We start from the raw sequence: 23,531 nt of genomic DNA, 5'->3' as shown, positions 1-23,531 counted from the left end.
CGGCTCCCGGGTTCCGGGGCTCGTCCAGGTCTCGGCGGATGATCTCAGCGGCGGTGCCTGCCGCGGGGCCCTGCGGCGGATCCGGGACCGCCGGGACCGCCTGGAGGGCCGGGCGGGCCGGGCGGGCCGAACGGAGGACCGGGTGGACCGAACGGAGGGCCGGGCGGGCCGGGTGGTCCGGGCGGGCCCGTCCGTCCGTCCCCGGGGCCGTACTGGTAGCGCTCCGGGGCGGGACGCGCGGGAGGCTCGGGGAGAGGCCGCGCCGTCGTGGCGAGCACGCTGTTGCGCCTTCCGTACACCAGGTAGACCAGCACGCCGAAGGCCATCCAGATGATGAAGTACAGCCAGGTGATGAGCTGCAGGTTCACCATGAGCCACAGGCAGGCGAGGATCGAGGCGATCGGCACGCCGGGAGAGAGCGGGGTGTGGAAGCCTCGGGGCAGGTCCGGCATCGTCTGCCGCATCCTGACCACCCCGCCGGCCACGGCGATGAACACGAACAGGGCCCCGATCACGACCAGCGGTTCGAGCGTCAGCACGTCCACGAACTCGGCCAGCAGGATCGCGAGGAAGCCGATGATCACCGTTACCCTCGTCGGGCTGCGGTAGCTACGGTTGATCTTGGAGAGCGAGCGGGGGATCAGCCCGTCGCGCGCCATGGAGAACAGCACGCGGGTCAGGCCGACGAGCAGCACCAGGACGACGGTGGTGAGGCCGAGCACCGCCCCGATGTTGATGACGTGCACCATGAAGCCCTCGCCCGCCTCGCGGAAGGCGCTGGCGAGCGGGGCGTCCGTGGAGATCTTGTCATACGGGGTCATCCCGACCATGATCACCGCGACCGCGATGTAGATGACCGTGGTGAGCACCAGCCCGCGGATGATGCCCTTCGGGATCGACCGCGGGGCGTCCTCGGACTCCTCGGCGGCGGTGGCCACGACGTCGAAGCCGATGTACGCGAAGGTGATGGCCGCCGAGGCGGCGAAGATGCCGAACCAGCCGAACGTGCCCGTCTGGCCGAGGAGGAGGCCGAGCAGCGGGGAGTGCAGGGCTTCCTCTGCCCTCCCCGCGGGCACCGCCGGCACCGGGATGGCCGCGAGGTTGCGCTGGTCGAAGTGGAGGGCTCCGACCACGATGACCGCGCCGATGGCCAGCAGCTTGGCGACCACGATGACCCACAGGGTGCGCAGTCCGACGCGGGCGCCCAGGGCCACCACGGCGGTGAGGATCGCCAGGATGAACAGCGTGAACAGGTCGAAACCCGTGGTCTGGCCGACCATGCCCGCGATCACCTCGGGAAGGCGCACGCCGAGGTCGGTGAGCATCTGGGCGGCGTAGAGCGACCAGGCGCGGGCCACCGCCGCCGTGGCCAGCAGGAGCTCCAGGACCAGCGCCCAGCCCACGACCCAGGCCCAGACCTCGCCGAAGATGACGTAGGCGAAGGTGTAGGCGCTTCCCGAGCTCGGCATGGCGGAGGACAGCTCGGCGAAGCAGAAGGCCACGAGCAGGCTGGTGATTCCCGCGATCATGAAAGAGAGGATCACGCCCGGTCCGGCCATGTTCGCGGCCTGGCGGCCGGCGAGGCCGAAGATGCCCGCGCCGATCATGACCCCGACGCCGAGGACGATGAGGTCCGCCCCGCGATAGGCCGTGGGGAGGCCGTGGCGCGCACCGGTCAACCGGCCTGTGGCATGGCCCGGCGGCATGCGGCGAACGATCGACGAAGAAGGACCTTCGGGCACGACGTGACCAATCGTGGTGGGCTGATAACCCTATATTGTTGGACTCGTTTCACAGTGCCGCAGGGGAGTTCCACCGGACAAGGGTTATCCGGTCACGTCGTGGACACCACAGTGTCACGCCTGGATCACCTGCCCGGCGGACACCGTCGGTCACAGGCGAACTACCTGCCGCCCGCCTTCTCGCCGTCCCGGCGCCCACCCGGCCGTTCCGGCCGTTTCGTCCGCTCAGCCGCCGACCACCAGCCACGCCCTGCCGTACGCCCGCGTCGACAGGGTGACCAGCCGGGCCGTCATCCACAGCCCGAGCGCCAGCCAGAGCGCCACCAGGCCGCCGTCCCGCAGGTCCACCAGGAACGCGGCGGGCAGGTAGGCGATCGTCGTCCACACCCCCGCCCAGGCGAGGTAGCGCCGGTCTCCGGCCCCGATCAGCACGCCGTCCAGCACGAACACCACCCCGGCGACGGGCTGCAGGGCGGCCACCACCCAGAGCAGGTCGAGCAACTCCACGGAGACGACTGGGCCGGCGTCGAACAGCGCGGGCACGAACGGCCTGGCCAGCACGATGAGGAGGCCGAGCAGCACGCCCGAGCCGACCCCCCAGACCACCATCCTCCCGGTCGCGCCGCGGGCTCCCGCCACGTCGCCGGCGCCCAGCGCGCGGCCGGTGATCGCCTGCCCGGCGATGGCGATCGCGTCCAGGGCGAACGCCATCAGGGTCCAGATCCTGATGGCGACGGTGTGCGCCTCGATCTGCTGCTCTCCCATGCGGGTGGCCGCGGCGGTCGCGACGGCCAGTACCAGCTGAAGGCACGCCGTACGGATGATCAGAGCGATTCCGGCCGAGCCCGCCGCCCGCACGCCCGCCAGGTCGGGGCGGAACGGCGCGCGGTACCGGACGAGGATCAGCAGGAGATAGACGGCGGCGGCGAGCGACTGGGCCAGCACGGTGCCCCAGGCCGAGCCCGCGATCCCCCAGCCCAGTCCCAGGACGAACACGATGTTGAGCACGGCGTTCAGCGCGAAGGCCCCCACCGACACCAGCAGCGGGGTGGCGGTGTCCTGCATGCCGCGCAGCACGCCCGTGCCCGCGAGCACCAGCAGCATGGCGGGGACACCGAGCAGGCTGATCCGCAGGTAGGTCACCGCCTGCCGGGCGAGCTCGCCCTCGGCGCCGAGCAGATGAACCAGCGTGGGCGCCAGGGGCCAGACGACCACGATGATCGCCAGTCCCACCCCGGCGGCCAGCCAGAGGCCGTCCACCCCCTGCCGAAGCGCCCGCCCGGTCTCGCCCGCCCCGATCTGCCGCGCCACCGCCGCGGTCGTGCCGTACGCCAGGAACACGCACAGCCCAACGAGGAAGCTCAGTACCGTGCTCGCCACTCCCAGGGCGCCGAGCGCGGGGGCGGGCAGGCGGCCGACGACGACGGTGTCGGTCAGCAGGAACAGCGGTTCGGCCACCAGGGCGCCGAACGCGGGCAGTGCCAACCGCAGGATCTGCCGGTCATGGTCGCGACCGGATCCACCGGACCGACCGGATCTATCTGAGCGATCGGATCGGCCGGACCGACCGGATCCACCTGACCGACCTGATTCGCCGGACCGACCGGATCGGCCGGACCGGAACCGCTCGGATCGGCCAGATCGAGGAGTAAGAGGCACTCATCCATTGTGCCTCTTACCTTCGGGTGGATCTTCAGTGGGATGAACCCGTCAGGGGGTGTCATCTGGGGCGACTTTCGGCGTGTCGTGCCAACTTTCTTTTCTCCACAGGCGGTGGATGACGTTTTCCCTGGTCAGAGGGTTATCCACAGCTGTGGACAAGAGTTATCCACAATACTGTCCCCAGGGTGCCCACACCTCTGGGGAAGAAGTGCACAGCTTATCCACACCTCTGTCGACAGGCCGCGTTGCCAGCCGGGCGCGGAGCCGCGAAACTGTCACCCCGATCGGCTACAAATAGAGATAACGTAACTGTGTTCGAAAGAGGGGGTGTGTGGTGAGCATCGCGGAGCCGCCGGTCTTCGAGCCGAGATTCGAGCGCACCCCGCCGAACAACATCGAGGCCGAGCAGTCGGTCCTGGGCGGCATGCTGCTGTCCAAGGACGCCATCGCCGACGTGGTCGAGATCCTGCGGTCCGACGACTTCTACCGTCCGGCCCACCAGATCATCTACGACATCATCACCGACCTCTACGGCCGCGGCGACCCCGCCGACGCCGTCACCATCCTCGACGAGCTGCAGAAGCGGGGCGAGGTCGCCAGGATCGGCGGCGGCGCCTATCTCCACACGCTGACCGCCGTCGTCCCGACCGCGGCCAACGCCGGTTACTACGCCAGGATCGTCCGCGAGCAGGCCATCCTCCGCCGCCTAATCGAGGCCGGCACCCGCATCGTCTCCTACGGGTACGGCGGTCAGGACGAGGAGGTCGACGACCTCGTCGACCGCGCCCAGGCGGAGATCTACAAGGTCACCGAGCGCCGCACCTCCGAGGACTACATCCCGCTGGCCGACATCATGCCGGGTGCCCTCGACGAGCTGGAGGCCATCGGCGGCCGGAGCGGCCAGATGGTCGGAGTCCCCACCGGCTTCCAGGACCTCGACTCCCTCACCAACGGCCTGCACCCCGGCCAGATGATCGTCGTGGCCGCCCGTCCCGCCATCGGCAAGTCGACTTTGGGGCTGGATTTCGCGAGATCTGCCGCTATCAAGCACGGCATGACGACCGTGGTGTTCTCGCTGGAAATGTCGCGCAATGAGATCACGATGCGTCTGCTGTCGGCCGAGGCGCGGGTGGCGCTGCACGCCATGCGATCGGGCACGATGACCGACGACGACTGGGCCAAGCTGGCCCGGCGGATGGGCGAGGTGGCCGAGGCCCCGCTGTTCATCGACGACTCGCCCAACATGTCGATGATGGAGATCAGGGCCAAGTGCCGCCGCCTCAAGCAGCGCAACGACCTGCGGTTCGTCATCATCGACTACCTGCAGCTGATGTCCTCGCCGAAGAAGACCGAGAGCCGCCAGAACGAGGTCTCCGAGATCTCCCGGGCCATCAAGCTCCTCGCCAAGGAGCTGGAGGTCCCGGTGATCGCGATCTCCCAGCTCAACCGTGGCCCCGAGCAGCGAACGGACAAGAGGCCCATGGTCAGCGACCTGCGCGAGTCCGGAAGCATCGAGCAGGATGCCGACATGGTCATCCTTCTCCACCGGGAGGACGCCTACGAGCGCGAGTCGCCCAGGGCGGGTGAGGCCGACCTGATCGTGGCTAAGCACCGTAACGGCCCCACCGCCACGGTCACCGTGGCGTTCCAGGGCCACTACAGCCGTTTCGTCGACATGGCCCCTCACTAGACCTCGCGTGGCGCGGGCCCTCGCTTCCCGCGACGAGCCACCGCCCGCGGTTCGGTGATCCACGAGTCTCGGTCGGAGCGCACCCGGCCACTGCACGGCCCCGCCCTCCCCGCCCTCGCTTCCTCCCTGTCCTTGCTGCCCTCGCTTCCTCCCAGTCCTTGCTGTCCTCTCCGTCCTCGCCGCGCTCGCCGGATCGGCGAGCCTGTGCCGCTCACGTGGATGTTTGCCCACCAAGGAGCGGGTAAGGGCTCGCTCGCAGGCAGAAGACTCTCAGGTAGACAGGTAGAAGAGAGACGTCGCGGTCCGAGGCCGGGGCCGCGGCGCGCCCGACGCGGTGCTCGAGGCGGTGCGGTCACTGCCGGAGCGGACCTCCACCACCCTGGCGGAGGTGGCGCAGACCTCGGCTACGGCAGGGAAGAGACGGGACAGGGCTGACAGGGTTGCGACCCACGGGCGATCACGGTTTCCCGTACGGATGGCCGTGATCACCCACGACCCGATCATGAGGGGTGAGGGCATGAGTGCTGTTGCGGTGATCGTGGTGGACATGCTGAATCCCTACGACCACGAGGACGCCGACACCCTGGAGAAGAGCGTCGAGCAGATCGTGGAGCCCCTGGCGGGGCTGATGAGGCACGCCCACCGGCATCGAGACGCCCGGCTGATAGTCGTCAACGACAACCACGGCGACTTCACCGCCACGACCGAGGACCTGCGGCGGCGCGCCCTGGAGGGCCGGCGTCCCGACCTGGTCGAGCCGGTGCTTCCCCCGGACGACTGCGCCTTCATGCCCAAGGTGCGCCACAGCGCGTTCTTCGGCACGCCACTGGAGTACCTGCTGCGCCGCGAGGAGATCGACACCGTCGTGCTCGCCGGCCAGGTCACCGAGCAGTGCGTGCTCTACAGCGCGCTGGACGCCTACGTGCGCGACTTCTCCGTCCGGGTGGCCTCCGACTGCGTGGCCCACATCCACCCCGACCTCGCCGAGGCGTCACTGCGGATGATGGAGCGCAACATGCGCGCCGATCTCCTGCCCGCCGACCGGTGCCTGGGATGACGGGCCGCGTCCACGCCGTCTCCCGTTGTCGATCACGATTTTTCTCACCATGCGTACGGCCGGGAGGTTAGCGCGGGAAAGACGAGGGCATCAGGGGCGTATGGTACGCGTGTTCGATAAGTCCATATATGACCGTATATGGCTACATCGGCACCGACGGTCGCGCCGTCACCGTGGCATGCACCTCCATCGGGTTGGGAGCGAATCAGCGGCGCGACCTCACGGCGAGACGCCCTTCCGGAAGATGAGACCGCCAAGTTTCTCCCCGAGTCCTTCACCCGAGCCTTTCGTCGCCATGGGAGATCGTGATGCAGCTTCCCACGCCCCGAGGTCCTCTCACCGCCGCGCTCTTCGAACGGCTGAGGCGCTCGCCGCACACCTTCGATCCGCCACCGGTACCGGCCGGGGGGCCGGCCGTCGATGATGAGGACCTCCAGCTGGCGCTCTTCGCCTGCTACGAACTGCACTACCAGGGCTTCGAGGAGGTGCGGCAGGAGTGGGAGTGGGAGCCGTCGCTGCTGGCGGCCAGGAAGGCGCTGGAGCGGCGATGGGAGGAGGGCCTCGCGCGGGCCGTGCTGCGCCCGCCGAGCCCGCCGAGCCCGCCGCTCGCGCCGGGTGTGCCCATGCGGCGCGCCCTGGCCGAGCTGGTGGCCGCCGACGAGGGGCCCCGCCTGTCGGCGTTCCTGGCCAGGCAGGCCGACCTGGAGCAGTTCCGCGAGTTCGTCGCGCACCGGTCGATCTACCACCTCAAGGAGGCCGACCCGCACACCTGGGCGATTCCCCGGCTGAGCGGCCGTCCCAAGGCGGCGCTGGTGGAGATCCAGGCCGACGAGTACGGCGGCGGGCGCGTCGAGCGGATGCATTCCGAGCTGTTCAGGGCCACGATGCGCGGGCTGGACATGGACGACTCCTACGGCGCCTACCTGGAGCGGGTCCCGGCAATCACGCTGGCGATCTCCAACACCATGTCGCTGTTCGGGCTGCACCGGCGCCACCTCGGAGCGCTGCTGGGCCACCTGGCGGCGTTCGAGATGACCTCCTCGGCGCCCAACCACAGCTACTCCCTGGGCCTGCGCAGGCTGGGCGGGGATGAGACGGCGAGACGTTTCTACGATGAGCACGTGCAGGCCGACGCCGTCCACGAGCAGGTGGCGGCGCACGACATGTGCGGCGGCTTCGTGGCGCAGCACCCCTCGCGGGCCGGTGACGTCCTGTACGGCGCGGCCTGCGCCCTGACCCTGGACCGGCTCTTCGCCGAGCACGTCATGGATCGCTGGCGCCGCGGTGTCTCCTCGCTGCGCGAGGCGCGTGAGGCGGACCTGATGGCAGGGAGCCGGTGACAGGCCTGGACCTGGATCGGGAGACGGATCTCGACATGGACTACGTGCTGCCGCTGCGCTGGAACGACGACGCCGGGCTGGCGGAGCTGACCGTCTACCTGCGCCGGCTGCGCTCCAGCGTCCGTGTCATCGTCGTCGACGACTCCCCGGCCGCGCTGTTCGCCCGGCACGCCGCCCGCTGGGACGGCCTCGCGCTGCACCTGCGACCCGACGGTGACCTCGACTTCGCCAACGGCAAGGTCAACGGAGTGATCACCGGGCTGCGCCGGGCGCGTGCCGAACACGTGATCATCGCCGACGACGACGTCCGTTACGGCGAGAGCGAACTGGCCCGCCTCGACGCCCTGCTGGAAAGAGCCGACCTGGTCCGCCCGCAGAACCACTTCGACCCGATGCCGTGGCATGCTCACTGGGACAGCGCCCGCACCCTGCTCAACCGCGGTTTCGGGGCCGACTACCCCGGTACGTTCGGGGTACGCCGCTCGACCTTCCTGGCGATGGGCGGCTACGACGGGAACGTGATGTTCGAGAACCTCGAACTCATCCGCACCGTCCGCGCCCACGGCGGCCGCGAGGAGCGCCCCCTGGATCTCTACGTCCGCCGCCTGCCGCCCGATTCGCGCCGTTTCTGGTCCCAGCGGGTGCGGCAGGCCTACGACGACCTCGCGCAACCGGCCCGCATGGCGTTCTTTCTCGCCCTCGCGCCCGCACTGGCCGCCGCGCTGCTGCGGCGGCGCCCGGGGCCGGTCCTGGCCGGGGCCGGGGTGGCGATGGGCCTGGCCGAACTCGGCCGCCGTCGCGCGGGCGGGCGGCGGGTCTTTCCCTTCACCACCACCCTGTTCGTCCCGGTGTGGCTGCTGGAGCGGGCCGTCTGCAGCTGGCCGGCCCTGGCGACCCGGCTCCTGCTCGGCGGGGTCTTCTATGCCGGACGCCGGATACCGCTCGCCGCGCACTCGTCCCGCCGGCTCAGAACACGAGCTCAGGCCACCGCGTCGGGCTCGCTCGCGGCCCGGAAGCCGGATCGTTTGTGCGAGCCGTCGCAGAAAGGCTTGGATGAGGATCGGCCGCAGCGGCACAGCGCCACCGTCGCCCGGCCGGGATCGATGATGGTCCCGTCCTGAGTGAGCAGTGTGAACGGCCCCCGGATCAGCAGCGGCCCATTCTCACACGGGGTGATGCTGACCGAATCATCCATTTTTGGCGCCATGTGAGGCCTTGTGCCCGACGCATCCGCGCAAAAACACCGATCGCCTTCCTCACGGAGTTCCTTTGACGGAGTTCCTTTGACGGCCCGCCCAGGTTTCGTGCCGGGCCTCCTCGCAGCTCAGGTGAGCGTGTCCGGCGGGCCGGTCTCGGCGTCGAGGACGGCCCGGCCGGCTCGCCCGTGAAGCCGTCGCGGGCGGCATACGGCTCAGGGACTCAGGATCCCAGGAAATCAGGGGATCAGGACGATCTTCCCGGTGGTGCGGCGGGTCGACAGGAGCTCGTGTGCCTTGGCCACCTCGGCCAGCGGCAGCACCTGGTCCAGGTGGACCCTGAGCCGGCCCGCCTCCACCAGGGCCGTCAGCCGCGACAGGTCGGCCGCCGAGGGGCGCACGTTCACCACCGCGAACCGTACGCCCAGCTCGGCCGCGCGTTCCCGGGTGATGCCGAGGTTGCCGCCCAGCGCTCCGACGAGCAGGCCGCCGGGCTTGAGCGCGGCGGCGGAACGTTCCCCGTACTCGCCGCCCACCAGGTCGAACGCCACGTCCACCGGCTCGGTCTCCGCGACGAAGTCGGTGGTGGTGTGGTCGATCAGGGTGTGCGCGCCGAGCTCGCGCAGGAGGTCGTGCTTGGCCGTTCGAGCGGTACCGATGACGTGCGCCCCGAGGGACGCGGCGATCTGGACGGCGAGGTGGCCGACCCCTCCTGCGGCGGCGTGCACGAGAACCCGCTGCCCCTCGGTGACGCGGGCGATGCCGACCAGCGCCTGCCAGGCGGTCAGCCCGGCCAGCGGGAGCCCTCCTGCCTGCTCCACGGGCAGCGCGGCGGGCCGGTGGACGATCTCGTTGGGCGAGGCGAGTACGTAGTCGGCGTAGGCGTTGCCGGCACCGGGGTAGGCGAGCAGGCCCAGCACCTCGTCACCGGGGGCGAACGCGGACACGCCGGGCCCGGTGGACTCGACCGTGCCCGCGACGTCCCAGCCGAGGGTGAAGGGCGGCGGGCCGAGCAGCGGGTAGAGGCCGGAGCGGACCGCTCCGTCGACCGGGTTGATCCCGGCGGCCCCGACCTTGATCAGGACCTGCCCGTGATCCGGCTCCGGCCGGTCGGCCTCGGCGATGTCGAGTACGGAAGGGTCGCCGACGGCGGACTGGGTGATGAGGCGCATCATGATCTCCTCTGAAGGGAAGCTCTTCGGGATCAATCGTCGGCTACACCGGTATCTCATTGAAAGAAGGCACCTTTTGGATATATAGGTACCTCATGGAAACTACTTCTGGCCTGCGAGAGCACGGCGCCGCGAATGCGTATCTTCGGGAGTGCGGCTCGCGGAAGGTCCTGGAGGCGATCGCCAACAAGTGGACCTGCCTGCTGGTGGACGCCCTGCGGGACGGCCCGGTCCGGTTCGGCGTGCTCCGCCGCAGGCTCGACGGGATCACCCAGAAGAGTCTCACCCAGACGTTGCGGAACATGGAACGCGACGGGATGGTGACCCGCACCGTCTACCCCACGATCCCGCCCCGGGTGGAGTACGAGCTCAGCGCCCTGGGACGGAGCGTGGTCACGCTGATGGAGGGCGTCAAGAGCTGGTCGGAGAAGCACGTGGCCGAGATCATGGCCGCTCGCGAGCTCTACGACCTCCGCGCGGCCGAGGAACCCGGGCCCGTCCAGATGGGCTGAGCGGACCCGAGCATGTCGCCGGTCGTCACGCGTACGGTCCTGTCCAGCGGGACCGAGCATGTCGCCGGTCGTCACACGTGCGGGTCTGTCCAGCGGGACCGAGCATGTCGCCGGTCGTCACACGTGCGGGTCTGTCCAGCGGACCCGAGCGGGTCCGAGCGTGTCGTCGGCCGTCACGCGTCGGCCGCCACGCACGACGGCGCCCGCCGCCCGGAATCGTGTTCCGGGTGGCGGGCGCCGTCGTCTCCGGGGTCACGGGTGGCTCGTGGCCGCCGTGGATCCCCTCCGCGTCCGGACGCTCACAACCGCCGCGTGATCCCCGGACGTCGTTCTACCAGCCGCTGCCGGACCGGTAGAGCTGGCCGCGCACCGCGCCGCCGCCGAACTCGGTGGTGTGCAGGTTGGTGTACCAGTTCTTCGGGTTCTTCTTGATGCCCCGGGCGATGTCGGACTTCACCGACGCGGTGCCGGCGATGCCGGTGACGCCCTTGGGCAGGCCGTTCGTGTCGGCGAAGAAGTCGATCACGACATCGCCGTTCTTGCCCTTCTTGCCACGGTGGATGTGCCCGTTGGTGGGGGCGGCGAGCTTCTCCCAGATGGTGGCGTAGTAGACCTTCGAGCCCTTGATGCCGACGAGCCACTCGGCGCGGCCGTTCGGGTCGCCGACCTTCTTGCCGGGGGCCGGGACCTCCTGGCGGCCGTCGGCGTTGGAGTGGTAGATGGGGTGCACGCCGCTGGCCAGCACGTTGGCCAGGTTGGTCGGGTGGATCCGGTGCATCTGGGCGCGCACCGCGCCACCCGGGAACTCGGCGGTGTGCAGGTTGAGGTACCAGTTCTTCGGGTTCTTCTTGATCCCGGACAGCAGGCCGCCATCGTTGATCTTGACGCTGCCGAGGATGGCCTTGCTGCCGCCGGGCAGGGCCTCCATGAAGAAGCCGACCTTCACGTCGCCGTTCTTGCCGGCCTTGCCCTGGTGGATGTGGAACGCGGTGGGGGTGGCCGTCCCCTCCCACCGTACGGCGTAGGAGACCTCGTTGCCGCGGATGCGGACCACGGCGAGGGCCCTGCCGTTCTTGTCGCCGACGGCGGGACCGCCGCTGACCGGCACCTCGTTCTTCCCGATCAGGGTTCCCGCGAAGTAGGCGTCCGCTGTACTCGCGGTATCGGACTGTGTGGCCGCGGCTGTGTCGGCCTGCGCGGCCGGGGCGAGGGCCGAGGAGAGCAGGGCCGCGGCGATGGCCACGCCGGAGACGGTGAGGGTGCGCTTGGACATCGTGAACCTCTCGTAGCTGTAAGGGGCTGCTGCGTTCTTCTGCCGGTTGTACGGCGCCACGGCTACATATGGTTCAATCTTCAAATACGTAAAAAAGCACACAGGGAAACGGCTCCGGAAAGGCGCTCCCGTTCCGGAAAAGGGCTAAGATGCCCCGCTCAGACCGTCCCGCTCAGACCGTGACGGTGAGCAGCGTGTCGCCGCCGGTCGTGCGCACCTCGAAGCGGTCTATCCCGGCCGGCCCCCAGGCGACCCCGCCGTGCACGTAGAGCGGTTCGGGAGAGCCGGGCACCCCGTAGCCCCGCTCGGGCACCGCCCATCCGGTGACCACGCGCCGCTCGCCGGTCCGGGAGACGGCGACCAGCTCGCACTCCAGCGGTCCCTTGACGCCCCTGAGCTCCAGGGCGGCGTGGGTGCCCCAGCCTTTCGTCTCCAGCACCAGGCCGCCGGTGACACCGGAGGCACCCGTGCCCGCGAGCGGCGTGCCGGACCGGTAGGCGTCCTCGGCGGGGCCGTGCGCGGAGTGGCCGACGGGGACGCTCCCGCCCTTCTCGCCGGAGATCGAGGTGCCGGCCGCGATCCCACCGGCGACCAGGGTGACGGCCGCGGCGGCGCCGATCACGAACGTGCCCCTGCGGGCGCGCCGGTCGGCCGCCTTGCGGCGGCGCAGCAGGTTGACCACCTCGGCGGGACCCCGGTCGCCGGTGTCGGCGTCGTCGCGCTCGTCTTCCAGGGGTCCGACGCCGGCGAGGGCGCCCGCCACTCCGGACAACTCCTGAAGCTCGGCGGTGCAGGACGGGCACGCGGCCAGGTGGTTCGAGAAAGCCGTCCGGTCGGGCTCTTCGAGGATGCCCAGGGCGTACGCGCCCACATCGGTGTGCTCAACCTGCGAGGTCATGCCGTCACCCCTCTTTCCTCCAGGGCGACGCGCAGCGCGCGGAGGGCGTAGTACGCCCTCGACTTCACCGTGCCCACCGGGATGCCGAGCGTCTCGGCGGCCTCGTTCACCGACCGGTCGCGCAGGACCGTCTCTTTGAGGATCTCGCGGTGGGCGGGAGACAGCGAGTCGAGCGCGTCCGACACGACGACCTGTCGCAAAAGATCTTCCATCTGATCGGGCATGGGCACACTCTCCAGTGGTCCCTCACCCGCCTCGTGGGGACGCGCGTCCTTACGGCGTTGGTCGTCAATCACGATATGTCTGGCGACCGTCGCCAGCCAAGGCATCAGGGACGACGCGCCGGCGTCGAACCGGTCCGCGCTGCGCCATGCCCGGACCATGGTCTCCTGCACCACGTCCTCGGCCCACTGCACGTCGCCGCGAGTGAGTCGTACGACGAAGGAGAGCAGCGGCCGGTGGTACACCCGGTACAGCTCCGCGACGATCAGCTCGTCGTCGGGGGCGTCGACCGGTCGCAGACGGCGGGACCGGCTTCGCCGGTCACCGGGCCAGGAGGAGGCTTTCACGTCGAGGTTCTCTCCGGGAAAATCGGCCGGCGGGGAGGGGCAGGCGTCTTGCCGCGCCATCACGCGCGCCCCGCGGTTCGCGCAGGGGAGTCGTGACGGGTGCACGGGGCGGTATCGCCCGCCTCATCGTGGGCGCGGATGCCGGACGGCGGTTCCGCGATCACGGCGGTGCCCGCTGGAGCGGGCCGCCGCAGGGCGTTCACGATCACGCTGTGCCCTCCGGGGGTCGGCCGCCGGACGATTTTCCGGTGTCGGCAGGCAGTACGGCGCCGGATCCCAGGAGGTTCAACGGATCGCGTGGATTTTCGATTATCAGCCGAACTAGCTTCTCACAAGAGGAAAAATCGGTTAATTCCCGGCAAAGGCATCTCTTCGAACCGGTGAGTCACCATGACGTCTCCCGGCCGGACACGGCGGGTACGAGGGTGCGGGACCGGCGTTCGTACGGGGGTGCGACCGATCGTCGCGCGGCCTTCCGGTACGAGGCGCGGCGCCGGTCGTCGTGCGGGTACGAGGCGCGGCGCCGGTCGTCGTGCGGGTACGAGGTGCGGCGCCGGTCGTCGTGCGGGTACGAGGTGCGGCGCCGGTCGTCGTGCGGGTACGAGGTGCGGCGCCGGTCGTCGTGCGGTGTGCGTATACAAAAGCGGCGCCGGTCGTCGTGCGGACATCGGGTGGCCGGTCTCGTGCGGCGTGCCGCTCGGGCCGCGGCACGCCGTGGGGGCGGGCCGCGGTGATGTCACAGGACCGGGCGGACGTGGGTGATGAGGCGGCCGCCGTCGAAGACGTGCATGGCGATCTGCGGCGGCAGGTCGTAGTCGACGGGGACCGGGGCGTCGAGCTCCTGGTTGAGCCGCAACGTGGAGACGACCCCTGGGGCGACCGACAGCGGCAGGCCCGCGAAGGTGGTGCTCGCCGCGGTGTGGGCGTGACCGGCGATGACGGCCACCACCTGCGGGTGCCGCCGCACGACCGCCTCCAGCCGCTCCGGGTTCCGCAGCCGGATCGAGTCCACGTACGGGGTGCCCAGCGACACCGGCGGGTGGTGCATGCCGACGATGACCGGAGTGTCCGGGGTCTCGGCGAGCACGCCGTTCAACCAGGTGACCGTCTCGTCCTCCAGGAAGCCCTCCGGCCGCCCGGGGACGCTGGAGTCGCACAGCACGACGGTGAGCCCGTCGAGCCTGAGGACCTGGTTGATCGGCCCGTCGCCGTCCTCGTCGACGTCGAGCAGCGCCTTGCGGAACGCCGAACGGACGTCGTGGTTACCCGGGCAGATGATCGTCGGATAGCGCGTGGTCAGGAGCTCGCGCGCGATCTCGTACTCCTCGATCAGGCCGTTGTCGGCGATGTCGCCGGTCACCATGACCGCGTCCAGGGGACCGGGCAGGTTCTCCAGGTGTCGCATGACGGATCGGGTCCTGTCGATGCTGCGGGGGGAACCGTCGATGTGGACGTCACTTACGTGCGCCAGGATCAGCATCAATCAAGAGTGACATATCCGGCTTCCTGCCGCCGGGCATCCGGGACGGAGGGCAGGAACGCACCGGGTGGGGAAAGCCGGTGTGAGAGGGAGGGTCGGCGGAACGGGGGACGGTGCGAGCCGGGCGGCGTCCGGATCGAACTCCTTCGTCCTCACCATGAAGGAAACGTAGAACAAAATAGAATGATCGATCAAATAAGCTGTGGCCCGTCTCTGCCCCTGGTAAGAGACGGGCCACAGCGAATCGGAAGTCGTACTCACGGGCTACTCCCAGCGGAAGACCCGCGCGGCCAGTCCGACCGTGACCAGCACGGTCACCGCCATCACCACCAGGTGCAGCGGCTGGGGAGCCTGCCCGGCCCACGTGTCACGGAGCGCGTCGGCGAACGGCGCCATCGGCAGGAAGTCCCCGATCCGCCGCACCAGCTCGGGCATGAGGTCCCGGGGGATCCACATCCCCGCCATGAACATCAGCGGGAACATCAGCAGCGAGCCGATGCCCGGCGCCACCTTCGCGTTGGGCGCCACCGCGGCGATCAGCAACCCCAGGCCCAGCAACGAGGCCGTGCCGAGCACGAACACCCCCGCGAAGGCGAGCGGGCTCTTGGGCGGGACCGAGCCGAGGACGAGATAGCCCAGGCCGATCAGGAGGAGGGTGGCGACGATCGCCACCGCGAGGTTGTTGACGATCTGGGCGACCAGCAGCCGGACCGGGTTGACCGGGGTGGTGGACATCCGGCGCAGCACGCCGCTCTCCCGGTAGGTCACCAGCGTCGCAGGCAGGACGGTCAGCGCCATCGTCACCACCGCCAGGATCACCATCATGGCGGGCAGCTGGGTGTCGATGACCCGCTCCCCGCCCAGCTCCGGGACCTTCTCCTGGTAGCCGGGGATCTGCCCGAGCGCGAGCAGGAGGACGAGGGGCAGCATTATCGAGAAGATCGGGCCGCCCGGGTCCCGCAGGAAGAGCTTGGCCTCGGTCAGGAGCATCTTGTTCATCGGATACCTCCAGCGTGGAGACCCCGGGCGATAGCCCTGGGGAGGAAACGCGGCACGGTGCCGCTCGATTCGATAACCTGTTCGACGGTGGCGATGACCAAGCCGCTGTTTACATGATCAGAAGCACTCTCGCCGCCGGGCTGGCGGAGAGGTGAAACGCCTGTGGAGGGCTGATAGGACCCGACCTGCGAAAGCAGCGAGGGCACGGCTCCGTGAAACAGGAAGACCAACCCGCGAGGGTTGGAATCCCCCGGTATCAACCGCGGGGAAGATGTCAAGAGGAGATCTTCTTTCCGGTGAGGCTGAGGAAGGCGTCGTCGAGGGTGGCCTGCTCCATGCGCAGGTCGATGGGCACGGCGCCCGCGGCGGAGAGGACGGTCGTGACCGCGAGGAGCAGGTTGCCGGTGCCGGTGACCGCGACCTGCCCGCCGCTGCGGCTCACCTTGGTCACCTCGGGCAGGGCCCTGAGCCGGGAGTCGTCGAGCGGTCCGGACAGCCGGAACCTGATGGTCTGCTGCCCGCCGACCTTGGCGATCAGGCCCGACGGGCTGTCCATCGCGACCACCCGGCCGGAGTCGATCAGCGCGAGCCGGTCGCAGAGCCGCTCGGCCTCCTCCATGAAGTGGGTGACGAGCAGGATCGTCACACCGTCCTCGCGGACCCGCTCGATGAGTTCCCAGGTGTCGCGGCGGGCCTGGGGGTCCAGGCCGGTGGTGAGCTCGTCCAGGATCGCCACGCGGGGGTTGCCGATCAGCGCCAGCGCGATCGAGAGCCGCTGCTGCTGGCCGCCGGAGAGCTTGCCGTAGGGGGTGTCGCGCTTGCCGGCGAGCCCGACGCGCTCCAGCAGCTCCTCCCAGTTCGCCGGATTCCGGTAGAAGGAGGCGTACAGGTCGAGCGCCTCCGACACCTTGAGCTTCTCCGGCAGCGTGGAGCTCTGCAGCTGGACCCCCAGCTGCTCCTTGAGCTCGGCGCGGTGCAGACCCCCGAGCACGCTGACGGTGCCGGAGTCGGGGACGCGCAGGCCGGCGACGCACTCCACGGTGGTCGTCTTGCCGGCGCCGTTGGGGCCGAGAACGCCGAAGATCTCGCCCTCTTCCACGGTGAACGAGACGTCGTCCACCGCCAGCTGGTCGCGGTACTGCTTGCGGAGGTTGTTGACCTCGATGACCTTCATGCTCACCGACGCTACGAGCCGCGACGCGCCCGGAGAATCCGTCTAAACCCCCGGCGGGGACGGGCCAGGCACCCACCGGGGGTGTGGTTACCTCCACCCCCTCACGGCACCCGCCACCACTGGGCACGCCCAGCCGGATCACCGACACTTGACCCATGAAGACGTACGCGGTGACGGCCGGCAGGGCACTGGCCCTGGGAGCGATGGCGCTGCTGGACACGGTCCTGGTCGTCGTGACCCTGGCCGCGTTCGTGCTGGCGTTCGGCCTGGGGATGGTCTTCATGTTCCCTCCGGCGGCCCAGCTGATCAGGCACCGCACCGCGCTCGCCAGGAGGTTGAACGGCACGTGGCTCGGGACCGCCGTGCCGGTGCCCTACCTGCCCCCGCCGCTGCCGACCCGGCCCCAGCCCGACGGCTGGTACCGCCACGAGCGCCAGCTCTACAAGACGCCGCGGTGGCCCGACTGGAACAACCGCTGGAAGTGGATCGTCGGCGACCCGGCCACCTGGCGGGACGGGCTCTGGCTCTACCTCAACCCGGTGGTCGTCTGCGCCCTCCCGCTGCTGCCCCTCACCCTGGCCGGATGCGCCGTCCTGGCGGCGTGGTCCGCGGCCCCCGCGGTGCTGCCCCTGGTCCTGGCGTTCGCCTCGGCCGGCGCGCTGGCCGCGACGCCGCGGCTGCTGCGGGGGTACGCCTGGTGGAACCACCAGTTGCTGTCTCCCACGGACAAGTCCGTGCTCGCGGCGCGGATCCAGCGACTCGACCAGGCGCGCCTGGCGACGGTCGACTCCCAGGCCTCCGAGCTGCGGCGGATCGAGCGCGACCTGCACGACGGGGCGCAGGCGAGGCTCGTCGCGATGGGCATGACGCTCGGCGCGGTCGAGGAGCTGATGGACAAGGACCCCGCCGCGGCCAAGGCCCTGCTCGCCAAGGTCAGGGAGGCCTCCTCCACGGCGCTCGTCGAGCTGCGAGACCTCGTCAAGGGCATCCACCCGCCGGTCCTGGCCGAGCGCGGCCTCGGCGACGCCGTGCGCGCCCTGGCGCTGGACAGCCCGCTGAAGGTCACGGTCACCGTGGATCTGGACACCCGCCCCGACTCGCCCGTGGAGTCGGCCGCCTACTTCTCGATCAGCGAGCTCCTCACCAACGCGACCCGCCACGGCGGCGCCGAGCGGGTGTGGATCGACATCAGCAGCAACGACCACGCGCTGCGCGTGGTGGTCACCGACGACGGCTCGGGGGGCGCCGACCCGGCCCTGGGCACCGGCCTGCGCGGCATCGAGCGCAGGCTGGCGGCCTTCGACGGGGTGCTCGCGGTCAGCAGCCCGCGGGGCGGCCCGACCACGGCCACGTTCGACCTGCCCAACGCCCTTCCGAGAGAGAAGGGGCCGGACTGCGCGCCGTCCCTGCCCCGCGGCAAGGCCGCCGTCGTCGGGATCTGCTGGGGGATCGGCTGGCTCCCGCTCTTCCCGCAGGGACTGGTGACGATGGTCATGAAGATCATCGACACCGACAACCGCAGCTGGTTCCTCGCGCTCTACCTGCCCGAGGCCCTGCAGTGGCCGCTGATCGTCTTCAACATCCTCCTGGGCCTGTCCATGTACGCCGCGGGCATGCTCATCCCCGTCATGCACGCCCGCCAGCAGCGGCTGGCGGAGGTCCTGCCGGCCCGCCTATGGTTGGGCCGGTGAGCCTGAGAGTCGTCATCGCCGAAGACCTGTACCTCCTGCGGGACGGCCTGGTCCACCTGCTCCAGGCGCACGACTTCGAGGTGGTGGCCGCGGTGGAGTCGGGGCCCGAGCTGCTGGGGGCGCTGACCGGGCTGCGGCCCGACGTGGCGGTGGTCGACGTGCGCCTGCCGCCCACGTTCACCGACGAGGGGCTCCAGGCCGCGCTGGCGGCGCGCCGGGCCGTCCCCGGCCTGCCGGTGCTCGTGCTGTCCCAGCACGTCGAGCAGCTGTACGCGCGAGAGCTCCTGGCCGACGGCTCGGGGGCGATCGGCTACCTCCTCAAGGACCGGGTCTTCAACGCCGAACAGTTCGTCGACGCGGTCCGCCGGGTCGCCGCGGGGGGCACCGCGATGGACCCCGAGGTGATCGCCAAGCTGCTGGCCAGCACCGCCCGGCACCAGCCGCTCGGCGCGCTGACCCCGCGCGAGCGCGAGGTGCTGGAGCTGATGGCCGAGGGCCGCTCTAACGCGGCCATCTCCCAGCGCCTGTTCCTCAGCGAGAGCGCGGTCGGCAAGCACACGGCCAGCATCTTCGCCAAGCTCGACCTCGCCCCCTCCGACGACGACAACCGCCGCGTGCTCGCCGTCCTGACCTACCTCAACGCCGCCCGCGGCTGAGGCTCCCCGTTCCCTTTTCCCCGACCGGGCAGCGGTTCTGTCGGTCTCAGCGGATAACGTGCTGTTGAAGTACGGCTTCCGCGTGTGGGGGTGCCGTTCGGGACGAAGGGATGATCAGGTGAAGTTCCGGGTTAACCGTGATGTCCTGGCCGACGCGGTGGCCTGGGTGGCCCGGGTGCTGCCGAACCGGCCGGCCATCCCCGTGCTCTCCGGCCTGCTCCTGGAGGCCGACGACGGAGACCTCGTGCTGTCGGCCTTCGACTACGACGTCTCCGCCCGCGTCTCCATCGACGCGGTCGTGGCGGAGCCCGGCCGGGTGCTGATCCCGGGCCGGATCCTCGCGGAGATCACCCGCAGCCTGACCGGCGAGGTGGTGGAGGTCCTCACCAGCGGCTCCGAAGCGATCCTCACCTGCGGCAGCGCGGAGTTCGGCCTGCTGACCATGCCGGTCGAGGACTTCCCCTCCCTCCCCGAGATGCCGCCGAAGATCGGCGCGGTCGGCGGTGTGGTCTTCGCGAGCGCGGTCGGCCAGGTGGCTCCGGCCGCCAGCCGCGACGAGAGCCTTCCCATGCTGACCGGCATCCGGGTCGACATCTCCGGCGACGACGTGACCATGGCCGCCACCGACCGTTACCGCATCGCGGCCAGGGAGTTCGGCTGGCGCCCCGAGGTGGCCGATGCCACGGCCGCCGCGATGGTGCCCGCGCGGGTGCTCGTCGACGTGGCCAGGTCGCTGCGCGGCGGCGAGGTGTCGGTGGCGCTGGGCGACGGCGTGGCCGGTTTCGAGAGCGTCGGCCGGGTCACCACGGTCCGCCTGCTCGACGAGCAGTTCATCGACTATCGCTCGCGGCTGACCGACGACTGGTCGATCCGGGCCGACCTGCCGGTGGCGCCGTTCATCGACGCGATCAAGCGGGTGGCGCTGGTCGCCGAGCGCCACACCGCGATCCGGCTCTCCTTCGTCCAGGGGCAGGTCCTCATCCAGGCGGGCGGCGGTGACATCGGCCGGGGCACCGAGGTCGTCGACGCCGAGCTGTCCGGCGCCGACATCCAGATCGCCTTCCAGTCCCAGTTTCTGCTCGACGGCCTGAGCGGGGTCGAGACCGAGCTCGTCCGGCTCAACATGGAGTCGCCGAGCCGCCCGGCCCTCATCACGGAGGTTCCCGGCGACGCCGCCCCCTCCTTCCGCTACCTCGTGATGTCCCTGCGCCTGACCTGATCGCCCGGCGCCTGGGGCGCGGGCCACGCCCGCCGCCGTGCCCAGGACGGCGCTTCTCACGATGTGGGCCCCCTCACCGCCGGTGAGGGGGCCCACATCGTGAGAAGGCGAAGGAGGACAGGGTCAGAGAGAGAGCTCCTGCTCCTCCGTCAGGGCGATCAGGATGTGCTCCATGCACGCGTGACCCGCGCGCTCGGCGGCGGCGGCGTCACCGACGGCGATCGCGCGGGCGATCGCCTCGTGCGGGATGTACGTGCTGTTCAGGGTGCTGTTCAGCGAGGTGCCCGCGGCGGTGATGCTGGCGCGCAGCGCCGCCGAGAAGTCCTCGTAGAGATCGATCAGCACGAGGTTGTGGGTGGCGCGGACGACCGCCATGTGGAAGGCGAGGTCGGCCTCGACGAACGCGTCCGGCTCTCCCCTCTCCCAGGCCCGCTCCCGCTCGGCCAGCGCCGCCTCGATCCCGGTGATGTCGGCGTCGGTGCGCCGGGTGGCGGCCAGTCTGGCGGCCTCCACCTCCAGCGCGCGCCGCACCTCCAGGATCTCGAGCTGCTCGGCGGTGCGCAGCCGCCGCAGCATGGCCCCGGAGAGCTCGCTCGTGGCACGGACGTACGTCCCGTCGCCCTGGCGGCATTCCAGCAGCCCGGCGTGAGTGAGGGCACGCACCGCCTCGCGCACGGTGTTGCGCCCCACCCCGAGCTGCTCGGCGAGCACGGTCTCGGTAGGAATCTTCGCGTGCATCTGCCAGGAGTTAGAAGTGATCTGCTCCTTGAGTTGATCGATCACTTGGTCGACGAGGGATGCTCGCTGCGCCGTACGCAGACTCACCGTCCGCCTCCTCCGGAGAAACCAATCATCCTACGAATCAATGACTGGTAGACCCTAGTTATTCCGGAGGTGCAAAAACAAATCTGGAACTCCAGAAGTGGGACCGTCTTAACGGACCAGAGCCGAATCGACCGTCATACCCACCATCGCATCGCGCACTCCGGCAGTCTCAAGAGCCCTACGATACGCACTGGTCTGCTCGTCGACCACACCGACCTGGCCGTACAGGTCTCCCAGGTCACGCCAGGTCCGCGCGGTCTCCCGGTCGGGACCGGAAAACTCGTGCCGGACATCGCTCAGCAGCTGCCTGGCGACGTTCAGGGCCGTCGTGGCGTCGTCGTCCTGGCCGCGGGTGAGCGCGGCACGGGCGAGAACCAGCTGCGCGGTGGCCCTGATGGCGCCCGCCTGGTCGCCCAGCGTGTCGAGGGCGGTTCCGGCCAGGGCGGTGGCGCCCCGCGCGTCTCCGGCCCCCAGCTCGATGTGGGCGCGCACGACAAGGCTTCTGACGTACTCGTGGACGTGCTCGGGGAACACGGCGAAGACCTCGCTCGCGGCGGTCACGAGCTCGCGGGCCTCGTCGAGCGGCTCGTCACCGCCGACGGCGAGACGGGCCCAGTCCGTCGCGATGAGGGCGAGTTGCGAGGCCATCCGCGCCGGGCGACCGGTCGCGATCGCGTCGTCGGCCAAGCGGACGGCCAGGGCCGAATCCTCGCCGTCGGCGGCGGTGATGCTCGCCTGCCAGAGGGCGTGGATCTCCGCGGTGCGGTTCACCGCGGCGGGAACGCCGTTGACCGACAGGATGTTCCGGACGTAGGACATGCTCGACGAACCGGACCCGCGGGTGCCGCCGATCCCCACCAGGGAGGCGGCCAGCTCGACGGCGATCTCTCCCTGCGCCAGGGGCAGCCGGTTGACCTCGCCGAGCGCGTGGACGGCCAGGTCGCGGGCGCGAAGGATGTCTCCGGCGCGCTGGTAGCAGCGGCTCAGCGCCACCGCCAGCGGCAGGTCGGCCAGACGCTCGGGATGGGCGGCCGCCTCGCGGCGGAGGCGCTCGAACGCCCTCACCGCCGAACCGACCTTGCCCTGGACCTCCAGGGCGCGGGCACGGCCGAACCGCGCGTGCGCGGCCAGCATGGCGTTCTCCTCGCCGGCGACCTTGACGATCTCGCCGAAGCGGTCCGCCGCGACGGACGGATTCCCGTGGAGGAGCTCCAGCTCCGCGTGGCGCAGGCCGAGTTCGGTGTCGATGCGCTGGCGCGGCTCGATCCCGTGCAGCAGGAACTCGGTGGTGCATCCCAGGCGCTCGGCCAGCAGGCGGGCGACCACGGGGGTCGGGGTCCGCTTGCCGGACTCGATGAGGGAGACGTAGCTGTCGGAAAGGTCCGGCCCTGCGAGCTGGGCCTGGGACATGCGCCTGCTCAGGCGCAGTCCGCGGACGCGGTCACCGATGGTTCCCTGACTCGGCATCTGATCTCTCAGGGCGGGGGATGGTCAATGTTCACGCCATGATTGCATGAAGAAGTCGAATCAGGTAACCCCGAGTGAAAAATCCTCACCGAAAAGTGTCAACGGTCCTCATGTTCCGTGGACACATTCCCGTGCCATTGCGGGCGCGGGACGCTAATCGTCCGAGTCGTTACCCCCGGGGAAGAGCATCTGGCAGACCTCCAGATAGAGGGTCTCCGGGTACGGAATGTAATTGACCCTCGACAGGGCCTGGTCCTGGCCGGCCGACTCCAGGACGAACTCACCGTAGCCCAGCATGCGGCCGAGAATCGAGCGCTGGAAACTCATGTCGGTGACCTTGCCGAGCGGCATCATGTCGACCTTGCGGGTGATGAGCCCCGTGGTGAGCAGCATTCGCTTGGAGGTGACGACGAAGTAGTCGACGGACCACTCGGCGACTTTCCAGACGAAGCGGATCAGCAACAGCAGCCAGGCCCACCAGACGACGACGAGCGCGCCGCCGCCGCCCTGGTCGCCGAACCACTTGCTCAGCAGTCCGGCGAGGATCAGGCCGCCGAAAACCTCGGCGACCGCGCGAAGCAGCACGGCCGGGTGGCGCCGCACCATGATGACCTGGTGTTCGTGGGGGAGCAGGTAGCGGTTGACCGACGAGGGAGCGGAGTCCCCGTGGGTCACGAGCCTCATGACAGATGTGAGACGAATTGGGCCAGAGAATCGGCCGCCGTGTAAACCGTGTCCATGGCACCCTTCACAGCGTTGGCCGCGTCACCTGGTCGTGTGAACAGGAAAAACGCCACGAATCCGACAGCGCCGTACGTCAGCACCTTTTTGACCTGCACCTTGGCCTCCTACTACCGCTCACCCACTGCACCCGCCATATACATTACCCAGGGCCATGCCGAGGTAAAG

The 23,531-nt window shown here is 69.9% G+C and carries 21 protein-coding genes and 1 pseudogene; 8 read left to right on the top strand and 14 right to left on the bottom strand.

The features are described 5' to 3' along the window. Nucleotides 1-44 precede the first annotated feature (44 nt). Together AB0F88_RS24210 and AB0F88_RS24205 are read right to left on the bottom strand one after the other, a co-directional pair. Nucleotides 45-1,706: an amino acid permease gene (locus AB0F88_RS24210; protein WP_362688129.1), complete on the bottom strand. Its 1,662-nt coding sequence runs from the start codon at nucleotides 1,704-1,706 to the stop codon at nucleotides 45-47. Between the two features lie 261 nt (nucleotides 1,707-1,967). Continuing rightward, a complete protein-coding gene (locus tag AB0F88_RS24205) occupies nucleotides 1,968-3,227 on the bottom strand; it encodes an MATE family efflux transporter (RefSeq protein WP_362688126.1) in 1,260 nt (419 codons plus the stop codon). A gap of 511 nt (nucleotides 3,228-3,738) precedes the next feature. On the opposite strand from AB0F88_RS24205, the gene dnaB reads away from it, so the two are divergent. The 4 genes from dnaB (at nucleotide 3,739) to AB0F88_RS24185 (ending at nucleotide 8,612) form a co-directional block, all read left to right on the top strand. Continuing rightward, on the top strand, nucleotides 3,739-5,094 hold the full coding sequence (gene dnaB, locus AB0F88_RS24200; RefSeq protein ID WP_344744206.1) for a replicative DNA helicase: 1,356 nt from the start codon (nucleotides 3,739-3,741) through the stop codon (nucleotides 5,092-5,094). A 517-nt stretch (nucleotides 5,095-5,611) separates the two neighbouring features. Continuing rightward, entirely contained in the window at nucleotides 5,612-6,151 is a 540-nt protein-coding gene (locus AB0F88_RS24195) for an isochorismatase family cysteine hydrolase (RefSeq protein WP_362688122.1), read from the top strand. 308 nt (nucleotides 6,152-6,459) lie between these two features. Then, entirely contained in the window at nucleotides 6,460-7,491 is a 1,032-nt protein-coding gene (locus AB0F88_RS24190) for an iron-containing redox enzyme family protein (RefSeq protein ID WP_362688119.1), read from the top strand. After that, nucleotides 7,488-8,612: a glycosyltransferase family 2 protein gene (locus tag AB0F88_RS24185; protein ID WP_362688116.1), complete on the top strand. Its 1,125-nt coding sequence runs from the start codon at nucleotides 7,488-7,490 to the stop codon at nucleotides 8,610-8,612. Before AB0F88_RS24190 ends, AB0F88_RS24185 begins: the two co-directional genes overlap by 4 nt. Here AB0F88_RS24185 and AB0F88_RS24180 read toward each other — a convergent pair. Together AB0F88_RS24180 and AB0F88_RS24175 are read right to left on the bottom strand one after the other, a co-directional pair. Next, a pseudogene (locus tag AB0F88_RS24180) lies at nucleotides 8,576-8,686 on the bottom strand (hypothetical protein); the annotation flags it as partial. The gene AB0F88_RS24185 and the pseudogene AB0F88_RS24180 overlap by 37 nt on opposite strands. 240 nt (nucleotides 8,687-8,926) lie before the next feature. Continuing rightward, nucleotides 8,927-9,859 carry an NADP-dependent oxidoreductase gene (locus tag AB0F88_RS24175; protein ID WP_362688113.1) on the bottom strand — a complete coding sequence of 311 codons (933 nt, stop codon included), beginning with the start codon at nucleotides 9,857-9,859 and terminating at the stop codon, nucleotides 8,927-8,929. A gap of 95 nt (nucleotides 9,860-9,954) precedes the next feature. On the opposite strand from AB0F88_RS24175, the gene AB0F88_RS24170 reads away from it, so the two are divergent. After that, a complete protein-coding gene (locus tag AB0F88_RS24170; protein WP_362688110.1) occupies nucleotides 9,955-10,371 on the top strand; it encodes a helix-turn-helix domain-containing protein in 417 nt (138 codons plus the stop codon). Nucleotides 10,372-10,702: 331 nt separating this feature from the next. Here AB0F88_RS24170 and AB0F88_RS24165 read toward each other — a convergent pair whose 3' ends face one another. The 6 genes from AB0F88_RS24165 to AB0F88_RS24140 form a co-directional block, all read right to left on the bottom strand. Then, complete coding sequence (locus AB0F88_RS24165) at nucleotides 10,703-11,728, bottom strand: CHRD domain-containing protein (protein ID WP_362688107.1); 1,026 nt, start codon at nucleotides 11,726-11,728, stop codon at nucleotides 10,703-10,705. Nucleotides 11,729-11,816: 88 nt separating this feature from the next. Then, nucleotides 11,817-12,542, bottom strand: a complete 726-nt coding sequence (locus tag AB0F88_RS24160; RefSeq protein WP_362688104.1) for a zf-HC2 domain-containing protein — start codon at nucleotides 12,540-12,542, stop codon at nucleotides 11,817-11,819. Then, entirely contained in the window at nucleotides 12,539-13,030 is a 492-nt protein-coding gene (locus tag AB0F88_RS24155) for a sigma-70 family RNA polymerase sigma factor (RefSeq protein ID WP_362688756.1), read from the bottom strand. Before AB0F88_RS24155 ends, AB0F88_RS24160 begins: the two co-directional genes overlap by 4 nt. Nucleotides 13,031-13,847: 817 nt before the next feature. After that, the gene (locus AB0F88_RS24150) at nucleotides 13,848-14,591 is read right to left on the bottom strand and encodes a phosphodiesterase (RefSeq protein ID WP_362688101.1); all 744 of its coding nucleotides are present in this window, start codon (nucleotides 14,589-14,591) and stop codon (nucleotides 13,848-13,850) included. Between the two features lie 264 nt (nucleotides 14,592-14,855). Next, a complete protein-coding gene (locus AB0F88_RS24145) occupies nucleotides 14,856-15,590 on the bottom strand; it encodes an ABC transporter permease (RefSeq protein ID WP_362688098.1) in 735 nt (244 codons plus the stop codon). Between the two features lie 274 nt (nucleotides 15,591-15,864). After that, nucleotides 15,865-16,764 carry an ABC transporter ATP-binding protein gene (locus AB0F88_RS24140; RefSeq protein WP_362688095.1) on the bottom strand — a complete coding sequence of 300 codons (900 nt, stop codon included), beginning with the start codon at nucleotides 16,762-16,764 and terminating at the stop codon, nucleotides 15,865-15,867. Nucleotides 16,765-16,919: 155 nt separating this feature from the next. On the opposite strand from AB0F88_RS24140, the gene AB0F88_RS24135 reads away from it, so the two are divergent. The 3 genes from AB0F88_RS24135 to dnaN all read left to right on the top strand — a co-directional run bounded on the left by AB0F88_RS24135 (nucleotide 16,920) and on the right by dnaN (nucleotide 20,330). Continuing rightward, the gene (locus AB0F88_RS24135) at nucleotides 16,920-18,455 is read left to right on the top strand and encodes a histidine kinase (RefSeq protein ID WP_362688092.1); all 1,536 of its coding nucleotides are present in this window, start codon (nucleotides 16,920-16,922) and stop codon (nucleotides 18,453-18,455) included. 2 nt (nucleotides 18,456-18,457) lie between these two features. Further along, nucleotides 18,458-19,111 carry a response regulator transcription factor gene (locus tag AB0F88_RS24130; protein WP_329093772.1) on the top strand — a complete coding sequence of 218 codons (654 nt, stop codon included), beginning with the start codon at nucleotides 18,458-18,460 and terminating at the stop codon, nucleotides 19,109-19,111. Nucleotides 19,112-19,229: 118 nt separating this feature from the next. Next, nucleotides 19,230-20,330, top strand: coding sequence for a DNA polymerase III subunit beta (gene dnaN / locus AB0F88_RS24125; protein ID WP_362688089.1), 1,101 nt, complete (start codon nucleotides 19,230-19,232; stop codon nucleotides 20,328-20,330). Between the two features lie 123 nt (nucleotides 20,331-20,453). Here dnaN and AB0F88_RS24120 read toward each other — a convergent pair whose 3' ends face one another. The 4 genes from AB0F88_RS24120 to AB0F88_RS24105 form a co-directional block, all read right to left on the bottom strand. Further along, entirely contained in the window at nucleotides 20,454-21,155 is a 702-nt protein-coding gene (locus AB0F88_RS24120; RefSeq protein ID WP_344742921.1) for a FadR/GntR family transcriptional regulator, read from the bottom strand. Between the two features lie 108 nt (nucleotides 21,156-21,263). After that, nucleotides 21,264-22,622: a helix-turn-helix transcriptional regulator gene (locus tag AB0F88_RS24115; protein ID WP_362688086.1), complete on the bottom strand. Its 1,359-nt coding sequence runs from the start codon at nucleotides 22,620-22,622 to the stop codon at nucleotides 21,264-21,266. Nucleotides 22,623-22,775: 153 nt separating this feature from the next. Next, complete coding sequence (locus tag AB0F88_RS24110) at nucleotides 22,776-23,306, bottom strand: PH domain-containing protein (RefSeq protein WP_329087979.1); 531 nt, start codon at nucleotides 23,304-23,306, stop codon at nucleotides 22,776-22,778. Beyond that, entirely contained in the window at nucleotides 23,303-23,461 is a 159-nt protein-coding gene (locus AB0F88_RS24105) for a hypothetical protein (RefSeq protein ID WP_362688081.1), read from the bottom strand. Before AB0F88_RS24105 ends, AB0F88_RS24110 begins: the two co-directional genes overlap by 4 nt. Nucleotides 23,462-23,531 lie beyond the last annotated feature (70 nt).

The sequence above is a fragment of the Streptosporangium sp. NPDC023963 genome (genome assembly GCF_040639135.1).
Lineage (GTDB): Bacteria > Actinomycetota > Actinomycetes > Streptosporangiales > Streptosporangiaceae > Streptosporangium.
This window is presented reverse-complemented; position numbering and strand designations above follow the sequence as displayed.

Excerpts from the sequence above, each read along its gene's own strand:
- AB0F88_RS24210 (WP_362688129.1), bottom strand. The coding sequence starts at position 1,706 with ATGCCGCCGGGCCATGCCACAGGCCGGTTGACCGGTGCGCGCCACGGC.
- AB0F88_RS24195 (WP_362688122.1), top strand. The coding sequence starts at position 5,612 with ATGAGTGCTGTTGCGGTGATCGTGGTGGACATGCTGAATCCCTACGAC.
- AB0F88_RS24190 (WP_362688119.1), top strand. The coding sequence starts at position 6,460 with ATGCAGCTTCCCACGCCCCGAGGTCCTCTCACCGCCGCGCTCTTCGAA.
- AB0F88_RS24175 (WP_362688113.1), bottom strand. The coding sequence starts at position 9,859 with ATGCGCCTCATCACCCAGTCCGCCGTCGGCGACCCTTCCGTACTCGAC.
- AB0F88_RS24170 (WP_362688110.1), top strand. The coding sequence starts at position 9,955 with ATGGAAACTACTTCTGGCCTGCGAGAGCACGGCGCCGCGAATGCGTAT.
- AB0F88_RS24160 (WP_362688104.1), bottom strand. The coding sequence starts at position 12,542 with ATGACCTCGCAGGTTGAGCACACCGATGTGGGCGCGTACGCCCTGGGC.
- AB0F88_RS24150 (WP_362688101.1), bottom strand. The coding sequence starts at position 14,591 with ATGCTGATCCTGGCGCACGTAAGTGACGTCCACATCGACGGTTCCCCC.
- AB0F88_RS24145 (WP_362688098.1), bottom strand. The coding sequence starts at position 15,590 with ATGAACAAGATGCTCCTGACCGAGGCCAAGCTCTTCCTGCGGGACCCG.
- AB0F88_RS24140 (WP_362688095.1), bottom strand. The coding sequence starts at position 16,764 with ATGAAGGTCATCGAGGTCAACAACCTCCGCAAGCAGTACCGCGACCAG.
- AB0F88_RS24135 (WP_362688092.1), top strand. The coding sequence starts at position 16,920 with ATGAAGACGTACGCGGTGACGGCCGGCAGGGCACTGGCCCTGGGAGCG.
- AB0F88_RS24115 (WP_362688086.1), bottom strand. The coding sequence starts at position 22,622 with ATGCCGAGTCAGGGAACCATCGGTGACCGCGTCCGCGGACTGCGCCTG.
- AB0F88_RS24110 (WP_329087979.1), bottom strand. The coding sequence starts at position 23,306 with ATGAGGCTCGTGACCCACGGGGACTCCGCTCCCTCGTCGGTCAACCGC.